General features: G+C 68.3%; 8 protein-coding genes. 2 read left to right on the top strand and 6 right to left on the bottom strand.

Annotated features, from left to right (window positions below):
• Together WEB06_03450 and WEB06_03445 are read right to left on the bottom strand one after the other, a co-directional pair.
• Positions 1-1,064 (bottom strand): alkaline phosphatase family protein (locus tag WEB06_03450; protein MEX2554669.1); only part of this gene is annotated, 1,064 nt, incomplete at its 3' end.
• Positions 1,065-1,221: 157 nt separating this feature from the next.
• On the bottom strand, positions 1,222-1,722 hold the full coding sequence (locus tag WEB06_03445; protein ID MEX2554668.1) for a PKD domain-containing protein: 501 nt from the start codon (positions 1,720-1,722) through the stop codon (positions 1,222-1,224).
• Between the two features lies 1 nt (position 1,723).
• Between WEB06_03445 and WEB06_03440 the strand changes: the two genes are divergently transcribed.
• Positions 1,724-1,912, top strand: coding sequence for a hypothetical protein (locus WEB06_03440; GenBank protein ID MEX2554667.1), 189 nt, complete (start codon positions 1,724-1,726; stop codon positions 1,910-1,912).
• A gap of 93 nt (positions 1,913-2,005) precedes the next feature.
• Here WEB06_03440 and WEB06_03435 read toward each other — a convergent pair whose 3' ends face one another.
• On the bottom strand, positions 2,006-3,304 hold the full coding sequence (locus tag WEB06_03435; GenBank protein MEX2554666.1) for an NAD(P)/FAD-dependent oxidoreductase: 1,299 nt from the start codon (positions 3,302-3,304) through the stop codon (positions 2,006-2,008).
• A gap of 31 nt (positions 3,305-3,335) precedes the next feature.
• A complete protein-coding gene (locus WEB06_03430) occupies positions 3,336-3,827 on the bottom strand; it encodes a hypothetical protein (protein ID MEX2554665.1) in 492 nt (163 codons plus the stop codon).
• Between the two features lie 141 nt (positions 3,828-3,968).
• On the opposite strand from WEB06_03430, the gene WEB06_03425 reads away from it, so the two are divergent.
• The gene (locus WEB06_03425; GenBank protein ID MEX2554664.1) at positions 3,969-4,556 is read left to right on the top strand and encodes a YdeI/OmpD-associated family protein; all 588 of its coding nucleotides are present in this window, start codon (positions 3,969-3,971) and stop codon (positions 4,554-4,556) included.
• On the opposite strand, the gene WEB06_03420 is transcribed toward WEB06_03425, so the two are convergent.
• Positions 4,553-6,916 carry a GH92 family glycosyl hydrolase gene (locus WEB06_03420; GenBank protein ID MEX2554663.1) on the bottom strand — a complete coding sequence of 788 codons (2,364 nt, stop codon included), beginning with the start codon at positions 6,914-6,916 and terminating at the stop codon, positions 4,553-4,555. The two genes, WEB06_03425 and WEB06_03420, sit on opposite strands and share 4 nt — an antisense overlap.
• 92 nt (positions 6,917-7,008) lie before the next feature.
• On the bottom strand, positions 7,009-9,825 hold the full coding sequence (locus WEB06_03415) for a neutral/alkaline non-lysosomal ceramidase N-terminal domain-containing protein (GenBank protein ID MEX2554662.1): 2,817 nt from the start codon (positions 9,823-9,825) through the stop codon (positions 7,009-7,011).
• Between the last annotated feature and the right edge of the window lie 43 nt (positions 9,826-9,868).

Here is a 9,868-nt window from a genome sequence, read left to right as displayed (position 1 = left end):
CGCTCGTCGGGGAAGAACGTGTGCGGGACGTGGTCGTAGAAGCCGCCGTCCTCGTCGTAGGTGATGAATAGCGCGGTCTTGTTCCACAGCCCCGACGACGCCAGCGCCGCGTACACGGCCGCCATGTAGATCTGCCCGAGCTGCACGTGCTGCGGCGAGTGATCGGACGCGGTGAAGTAGCCCGGGTCGAGCGTGACGAAGCTCGGCAGCGTGCCCAGCGCGAGATCCGCGAAGAACGCCGCGAACGGCTTGAAACGCTCAGGATGACGCGTCCGCGGCTCGCGGTAGAGCATCGTGAACGGCGCCTCGAGGTAGTAGACGCCCCAGTCCAGCGGCCGACCGCCTACCGTCGCGCCGTTCGCGGCGGCCTCGTCGATCCGGTCGTAGATCGTCGGGAACCCGAACCCGTTCAGCGGGTTGCCCATCCCTTCAGTGCCCTTGTCGTCGAGCCGGTTGTCCATCAGCCCGCCCGAGGTCGCCGCGTGCAGGTAGTGGCGGTTCGGCAAGGTCGGCGCGCCTACCGGGGAGAAGTGGCGGTCGCAGATCGTGAACTCGTCGGCCGCGGAGTAGAGGAACGGAAGCTGCGGGCGCGTGTAGTAGCCCATCACGTTCTCCATGCCGGACGGGCGCGCGTCGGGCTCGGACGGATCGTTGTGATGGTGCTGCATCGCGCGCAGGTAGCCCTCGTTGGTGCCCTCCGCGTATTGGATGCGCGACGACTCCCACTCGTGCGGCGGATCGAGGCGCTGGCAGTAGGTGTCTTGGATCGGGAACATCGCGAGCCGGTCCCCGCCGAGCCACGGGTTCGACGGCAGCGCTCCGCCGGCGTCGCGCACGATACCGTCGACCTCGGTGCGTCCCTCGTCGAGCGAGAGCGAGCCGAAGTAGTGGTCGAACGACCGGTTCTCCATCGTCAGGACGACGATGTGCTCGATGGGGCACTCGGCGCCGTCTGGGGCCGACGCGCCGGCCGCACGCAGGATTCCGGGCGCCATTGCCGCAGCGCCGCCGGCGGCGAGCGCCCCGGCGACGCTACGGAGGAACTCCCTGCGCGTGAGGCTCATCGCGATCGAGATTCGACGCGGGACCCCCGGAACCTGCGGCGCGGTAGGACATTTGCTCCATGCCTTTCCTCCAGAGGTGGAAGTCGACGGCCCGCGCGGGCCTCTCTCCCGAGGGTGTCTGACATGTCAGACACGTCTGACGCTCCGACGCGAAGGCCTAGAAGCTGGTGGTCGCGTGGTTCCCGGCGCCGTCGACGACCTCGACCGTGCCGTGGGCGCCGGGCTTGGTGACGATGATCCCCTCGGCGGACGTGGCGTCGTCGAAGGACCAGTGCGCGGCGAGGATCGTGCCTTGTACGCCGACAACACCGGCCGTCAAAACGTCCCCGGCCACGTCGACCGTCGCGGAGAGCGGCTCGTCGACGATCAGCGTCCCGGTCCACGTGATCGTGTTGCCCGTCCGCGGGTCGACGACGGAAGCGGTCACCTCGTACTCGCCGGGCCCGGCGAACGTATGCGACACGATCTGCCCGCACCCGCCCGACGACGTCGAGCCGCCGAAGCTCCACGACACCGAGGTCGGGCACTCGCTCGGAATGATGTCGAGGTTGTCGAGCGTGAGGCCGCTGTCGATGGTGGTGTAGCCGGCCTCGGAGGTATAGGCCGTCAGTTCGACGGTCGTGACCGCGCTGGATTCGCTCGAGCGCAGCCTCGTCAAGATGAAGAAGAGCGTTCCCACGGCGATCGCCGACCGGGTTGGTCACTTGATCGCCACGGTTCAGCAGGCGCAGGTCGTTGCGGCAGCGGCGGACGAGATCCCGGACGTGGCGATCCCGACGCCCGAACCGCTGGTGACGGAGGCGGCGACGGATGCGACGGAAGCGCCCGACTCCGGATCGACTCCCTGAAGCGGCGCTGCCCTGCGCCGCCCCCGAGCGACAGTCATGACAGACATGACAGACATGTCTGTCACCTCTCGGAAACGCCATAGACCTACGAGGTCAAGTCTCGCGGGGAAGCTCGTCGTCCTCGGGATCGACCGCTGCGGCGACGGGGTCGGCTTCGCTGCGAAGGATCAGCCGGATCGGCCGGTCCCGGCGGATGTAGTCCCAGGTCCACGACGCGAGGACCGCGGCCCGGTTCCGGAATCCGATCAGGTAGTAGATGTGCACGAACAACCACGCGAGCCAGCCGAGCGTGCCTTTCATCTTGAGCCCGCGCACGTCGGCCACCGCCGCCCGCCGCCCAATCGTCGCCATCGTTCCCTTGTCGACGTAGCGGAACGGCGGCTGCTCTTTCCCGAGGATCGACCGCGCGACGTAGCGGCCTGCTTGCATCGCGGGCGGCGAGAGCATCGGCAGCTCGCCGTCGCGCGTCGTCACCGAGGCCGCGTCGCCGATCACGTAGACGCCGGGTGACCCCGGCAGGCGCAGCCGGTCGTCGACCGCGATTCGCTTCGAGCGGCTGCGTTCTTTCACGCGCTCGCCGAGTGGGTCGGTGGGACGCACTCCGGCCGACCAGACGACCGTGCGACTTCGGATCGTGTCGCCGCCGCGCAACACGACGTGATCGTCGCCGGCGCTCTCGACCAGGGTCGCGGTGCGCACCTCGATGCCGCGCGCCTTCAACTCTTCCGCGGCGTAGGCTCCGAGCTTCGGGTGGAACGTCCCGAGCAGCCGGTCGAGGCCCTCGACGATCAAGATCCGCGCGAGCGAAGGGTCGAGCTCCGGGTAATCGCGGCCGAGCACCAGCCGCAGGAGCTCCGCGAGCGCCCCCGCGTACTCGACGCCGGTCGGCCCGCCCCCGACCACGACGAACGTGAGCCAGTCGCGTGTCTCGTCGGGCGTGTTCGCGCGGCTCGCGAGCTCGAGACAGGACAGCACGTGGTTGCGGAGCCGCATCGCCTCGGCGAGCGTCTTCATCCCGAGCGTGTGATGCGCAAGCGATTCGTTGGCGAAGTAGTTGTTCGTGCTCCCGGTCGCGAGGACCAGCGAGTCGTAGGCGAACTCCTCGCCGAGCACGGTGTGTACGACCTTGCGCTCGGGATCGACGTCCGACACGGCCGCCTGCCGGAAGCGGACGTTGCGCGACCGCCGGAAGATCGCGCGCAGCGGATACGCGATGTCGGACGGGTTCAGCAGCGAGGTCGCGACCTGATACAGCAGCGGCGTGAACAGGTGATAGTTGTGCCGGTCGAGGACGAGCACATCGACCGGCTCACCGTCGAGCTTGCGCGCGCACGCCAGCCCGCCGAATCCGGCTCCGACGACGACGACCCGATGCGGTGCCCCCGTTTGCACGGGGGCGAGCATACGCCGCGCGGTGCTGCTACTACCGCGCGCCCGGGCAGAGCTGGTCGAAGTACGCGCCGACGCGGTTGACCGCTTCTGGTGCGCCGCTCGCCTGGAAGTCGCTGCCCGCTTGCTGTATCGCCGCCGCCTTCTGCGGGTCTGAGTAGGTGCTGGGGTTGGTGAAGTCGATGCCGGCGGCCGTGAGCGCCGCCTGGAACCTCTGCGTCGCGGTCGCCAGGGTCTGGATGTCGGCCTTGATCTCCGCCGGTGCGCCCGAGGCCATCCGGCCGAGCACGGCGGCACTCTGATCGAGCGAACCGCCGCCGGCGCCGGTGAACCCGCCGGAAACCGCCGCCGCGATCGCGAGCGCGGCAGACGTGCAGTCCGAGGACGAGAAGTTGGGAATGTTCCCGGTGACGGGCGGCGTGGTGCCGTCTCCGCTCGCGGTTGGATTGGAGTCGCCGCCGCACGCAGCGAGACTTGCGAGAACGATCGTGAACAGCGCGATCAGCAGACGCCGGGAAAGCCTCATGCCAGACACCCCCAAGTCGAGTAGGCCGGCGCCGAGACTACCTGGGGTTCGGCCAGAGTCAACCTGCAACCGGCGGGGTTTGGGGCTTTCCCGCACGAGGAGTGATGAAGGTCCCGGAGAATCCGGTCATATGCTGGCGGCGTGAAGCCCATCTTCTTCAAGACCCCGGCCGAGCTCCGACGCCGTCTCGCCAAGGATCACGCGAAAGCCGTCGAGCTGTGGATCGGCTTCTACAAGGTTGCCTCGGGCAAAGGCGGCATAACCTACAAGCAGGCGCTCGACGAGGCGTTGTGCTTCGGGTGGATCGACGGGAAGGCGATGAGCCTCGGCGAAGAGAGCTGGATGATCCGGTTCTCGCCCCGCAAGGCGCGGAGCCCGTGGAGCCGCGTCAACATCAAGCGCGCCGGCGAGCTCCGCGAGGCCGGGCGCATGAGGCCGGCCGGCTTGAAGGCGTTCGAGGGCCGCGATCGGTCGAAGGACATGTCCTACTCGTACGAGAATGCCTTGCGCGCGCTGGCCCCCGCGTACGAGAAGCGGTTCATGGCGAAACGAAAAGCCTGGAAGTTCTGGGAGGCGCAGCCGCCCGGCTACAAACGCACGGCCGCTTTTTGGGTGATGAGCGCCAAGCGCGAGGAGACGCAGCTGCGGCGGCTCGCGACCCTGATCGAGGACTCGGCCGGCGGGCGGAGGATCAGCCTGCTCACCTCGCCGACTGCGAAGCGAACCTAGGGTGTGCAGCCGAAAGCGCTCAGCGGGCTCGTGCTCATCGAAGGTGGCGTCGTGGTCGATCCCCAGCCCTTGTTCGCGGTGACGCCCATCTCGAACCGCGCCGAGCCGCCGGGCGTGAACGAATCGTGCGTGAACCAGGTCCTGTCGAGCGGAGCGCCGTTGAGCGTCGCGCCGTGCACGTACTTGCCGAGCAACGACGTCCCAGGCGCCTCGACGGTGAACGCGCCGCCGGGGAGCCGGATCGTCGCGCGCGGGAAGAGCGGGCTCCCGATCGTGTAGACGGGCGCGCCGGCGATCGTCGGGTAGAAGCCGAGCGCGCTCCACACGAACCACGCGCTCATCGTGCCGAGGTCGTCGTTGCCCGGCAGCCCGTCGGGCGTCGCGCGGTACAGCGTCTGATACGCGCGTGCCAGCGCTTGGGTCTTCCAGGGCTCCGACGTCCAGTCGTAGAGGTACGGCGCCTGGAGGTCGTGCTCGTTCGAGGGCGCGTACTGGTTGCCGTAGTACGCGATGCCGTACAGCGAGAGCTTCTGCTGCACCTCGGGCGTGAGATAGGGGATCAGCTCCGCGACCGGTGTCATGAAGAACGTGTCGAGCCGCCGGCGCGCTTTCGCGGGGCCCATCGCCTGGAACAGGCCCGCGACGTCTTGGGGAACGAGCCAGGTGTATTGCCAGCCGGTGCCCTCGCGGAACCCGTCGGGGAGCTCGGGGTGGTAGTTGGCCTTCCACGCGCCGTCCGCGCGCCGCGGGCGTATGAACTTTGTCTGCGGATCGAAGATGTTGCGCCAGTTGTCGGCCTGTGCCAGCAGCGCGTCGCGGTCGGCGGTCTCGCCGAGCCGGTCGGCGACCAGCGCCAAAGCGAAATCGCCGATCGCGTGTTCGAGCGTCGAGCTGGCGCCGCTCCCCGGGTAGGGCACGTAACCGAGTTCGAGGTACTCGGGGTCGCGCCGGTCGACGAGCGCGAGGCGGACGGCATCGGCGTAGAGCTCGGGAAGGACGTCGTCGGGCACCAGCCCCCGGCAGTAGGCGTCGGCGAACGACTGCAGCGCCGGCTCGCCGTTCATGAAGTCGGCGTGCACGTTCATCAGGCTCCATCGCGGAAGCCGTCCGCCCTGCCGCACGATCGCGCGCCACGAGCGCATCATGTCGCGCATCCGGTCGGGCGCGATGAGCATCAGCAGCGGCATCTCGGCGCGATACGTGTCCCACAGCGAGAAGTTCGCGTAGTAGGTCGATCCTGCCGGCATCGGGTCGCCGGGCGCGCCGATCGTGTGCACGGCTCCGTCGTGGCCCAGGTACGTCCCGGCCGCGTCGTTGAACACGTTCGGATGGTGCTGCGCGTGATACAGCGCCGTGTAGAAGCTGCGCTTCTCGAGCACGGTGCCGCCGTCGACGGTGATCGATCGGAGTGCGTCGCTCCAGGCGGCGCGGGTCTCGACGCGTTGCGCGTCGAAGTCGAAGTCGTCGCCCGGCAGCTCGGCCTCGAGGTTCGCGAGCGCCGCCTCCGGGCTCGTGAACGAGAGGCCGGTCTTGACGACGAGCTGCGTCTGGTCGGATGCGAAGCTGACGACGGCACCGGCTCCGTCGCCGTCGATGGTCGTTGCGCCGGTTTTGACCGGCGCTCCCCGGCTCGGCCATACGCCGTACGAGTCGAACGGCCGGTCGAAGCGCGCGGCGAAGTGGACGGGGTAGTTGTCCTCGGCCTCGAGGTCGACGTTGGCGGTCCCCATCACGGTGCGCTGATCGGGAAGGATGCTGATCGAGGCGAGGTTCGTCCCCGGCGTTCGGGTGAGCTCGGTGGACTCGCCGCCTGGGATCTGCCGTCCGATGTCGAGCATCACGTTCTGCTGAACGCCCGGCGGGAAGGTGTAGCGGTGCATCCCGACGCGCAAGCCGGTCGTCAGCTCGGCGTCGATCCCATAGCTGAGGAGCTTCACGCGATAGTAAGCGGCCTCGGCAAGCTCGAACGCGTGCGAGTACAGAGACTTGTACTGCTCGACGTCGGTCGAGGTGACCGGCCCTGCGGTGGGCATGAACGGGATATTGCCGCCCTCGGGCACGCCCATCGATTGCACGTGCACGTGGCTGAATCCGCGCATGAAGAGGTCGATCCACTGGTAGCCGGTGTACGCGAATACGCCGTCGGTGTCGGGCGAGAGCTGCACCATCCCGTACGGCGCCGCGGGTCCGGGGAACACGAATCCCGAGCCGAGCGTGCCGATCATCGGGTCGACGTAGCTCGTTGGGTCGGTGGGGGCCGCCGTGACGCCCGAAGGAACGCTCGCGATCGAGCCGATCAGGACGATCAGCGCGAGTAAGAGCCGGACGGCACGAAGCTTCGTCGCGCGGGTGGCTGACATGGCTGACATGGCTGACATGGCTGACATGTCAGCCATGTCAGTCGTCGTCACAGAACGCATCGTCTCCCGCCGGGCGAGCTGCCGACATGGGATCAGGCGCCGACGTGCAGCACGTCCCAAACCGCAGATCCAAGCGAGACGCTCGCGCCGTTCGTCGTGCCGGCCGCATCGACGACGGCTCCGGGGCGGATCGTCGCGACGTCGCCGGGCCGAAGTGCGGTCGCAGCGACCCAGCGCCCGCCCGTGAACGACGCGGGAACATCTTCGACCGCGCCGCTCGCTCGAACCACGTGAACGGTCGCCGCGACGACGGCCGACGACGACGCCCACGGACGGAACGAGCAGGTCTTGCAAAGGACCGCATTCGGGTCGTCCTGGATGTACGCGAACGAGGAGTCATACGTGCGGGGGTACGCGGCGGCGGCGGTAAATGACACCGAGCCACCGGGCTCGACCTTCGCGGCGCTCACCGTCAGGCCCGTCCACGGCGACACGGTGAAGGGTGCGCTCTCGAGGTGGTACGGCTCGTTCGCGCCGCCCTGCCGGATCAAGCCGTCGACGACGAACCGGTAGGTGCCGAGCGGCGTTTGCCCGCCGGGCACGACGGTCGCCGGGAAGGCGATGAACGCCTCGAAGTTGGCCGTCCAGAGCCACTCCTGGTTGCCGAGATACGTGTCGAGCACGCCCTGAACACCGGACGGGAACTGGACCTTCGTCTGAACCTCGCCGCTCTGATCCGCGAACGGCACCCAGGCGCCGTCGACGAGACGCTCCACCGACGCGACCGGGTTGTCGACGGCGTTCGATCCTCCGCGCCAGGTGAACTCCGCGGCGTCGAAGTGCGTGATGTTCTCGGGCTGGGTGACCGCCGCGGCGGGGCCGACGTCGTTGGGGTGCGAGGACATCCACGCCTCGTACGCGGCGGACGACGCCGCGCCGAGCGCGAGCATGAACGCTTCCTCGCGCGCCAGGTCGACGACCGCCACCGGCTCGAGCGGCTCAGGCGCGAGCGCGGGTCCGCCCTTGAGCGAACCGGCCAGCCGCACCATCCGCGTCGACATGTAATCGGCGGTGTGCGAGCCGTACGCGGTCAGCGCCTTCCGGTAGTGATCGCGGATCATGTATTCGCGGTAGCTGACGACGTAGCCGTTGTAGTCGCCGGCGTGCCCCACGCCCACCGGGAGCGCGTACCCGAGGTCCGCCGGCAGCTCCTCCTTGGTGAAGTTGCCCCAGATCTGCGACGGGTCCGACGGCTCGGCGTTGGCGGCGACCGCGTTGCCCGGGTCTTCCCAGCCGGCGGCGTCGTTGTGCACCTGCGCGAGCATCCGCGCGTGTTCCTCGTCGGTGACGACGACGGTGTTCTGCAGATCCGAGCCTTGCAGGCAGTTCCAAGTCCCGTCACCGTTGTCGGTGGGGCACGGGTACTCGTAGCCGTCGAAGATGTCGCCTTGCACCGCGTTCGCTCGGCTCTCGAAGTTCAGGATCAGGTCCATCTGCGCCTCGCAGGCGCAGGAGGCGAGCAGTACCTCGCCCATCCGGAACGCTTGGAGGTGCAGCGCCGTGTGTTCCTGCACGGCCCCGAACGACGGCGCGTCGTAGTGCTCGGGCAGCGGAATGCCCGTGGCCTTCAGCTGCTCCCAAGTCTTGTTGTTGGGATCCGGCCCCTGGGAGATGTGTGGGTTCACGCCGGTAAATTCCTCCAGCAGGTCTTCCGCGTCGGTCCCCCTGAAGCAGTCGGGCAAGCCGAGGATCGGCGAACCGGGGTCACCCTCGCCGGTCGTCTCGGTGCGGCAGTTTGAGACGCTGGGGTGGGGATGCGAGACGGGGCCCGGCACCCAGGCGTTGCCCGCTTTGACGGGGAAGTCGGACGTGAACGGCACGACCGCATCGCCGGCGCCGATCGACATGTAGGCGGAGACGATCGCATCGGCGAGATACCGCGCGCCCCGCTCGGTCTGTGCGTGGCCCACGTGAGCCCAGGCGCGGATCACGCCGTCCGGTAGCGTCTCGAAGTTATCGCGGAAGTATGGTCCCTCCGCGCTGCCGACGTCGCCCTGGCTCCACACGAGCTTTGCGCCGAGGTCGCGTTCGACCATGCGCTCCGCCGGCGCGAGGTAATCGGCGGTGATCAGGTCGTAACCGTCGTTGGACTCAGGATGCTGACCGTGGTTGACGAGGAGTGCGATCGGCTCGCCGCTCGGCACTTCGTCGAAGCGGATCACCGTCATGCCGAAGTCGGCGTGGGAATCCGGGTAGCCGGCCGGCGTCCCATCGTCGCCCGTCGTGGAGCCGGCGATGTTCCCTTTGTAGATCGAGTGCTGGACGACCGTCGCTCCCATCCGCGCCGGCCGGAGGTCGGCCGCAGCGCGCTCGATCGACTCGGCCATCGCGCGCGCCTCGTACTCGAACGCGCGCAGATCGAACACATCCTGGAACAGCCAGACGCCCACCGACGGCGAGTAGTAGAACGGCGACGAGTGGTTGTGTGACGCCATCTGCATGATGTGGTCGTAGCCAATACCCGACGTCCCGGCGGCGTCGAGGATCTGCGCCGCACGCCGGGAGAGCGCGTCCGACGCGAGGTAGTTGTCTGTCTTGACGAACGCGACGCGCTCGCCGTTCGAACCCTCGACCACGACGGTGCGGATCGAGAGGCGGGACTGAACGCCGTAGGAGTGGCTCTGGATCCACGAGTGGTTGTGCGGATCGATCTCGTCGCCGGTGACGGCGTGCGACAGGTTGGTGTCCTCGAATTGAGTCGTGTATTGACCGGCTCCGGCGCCGACGTTCCAGGTCGCGTCGGCCTCCCCGTAGCCGGCGCGCACCTGAGAGGGCAGCTCGGTCTGCGATCCGGCCAGGCCGGGCAGTGAAGAGACCAGTAGCAGGACGGCGGCGAGCGTACGGCGCATGAAAGTCCTCCCCCGATTGATATGTGGGGATTCGACGCCCGGC

The sequence above is a fragment of the Actinomycetota bacterium genome, assembly GCA_040905475.1.
Classification (GTDB): Bacteria; Actinomycetota; AC-67; order AC-67; family AC-67; genus DATFGK01.
Note: the sequence above shows the minus strand (reverse complement) of the source record. Positions and strands in the feature narration are given on the sequence as shown.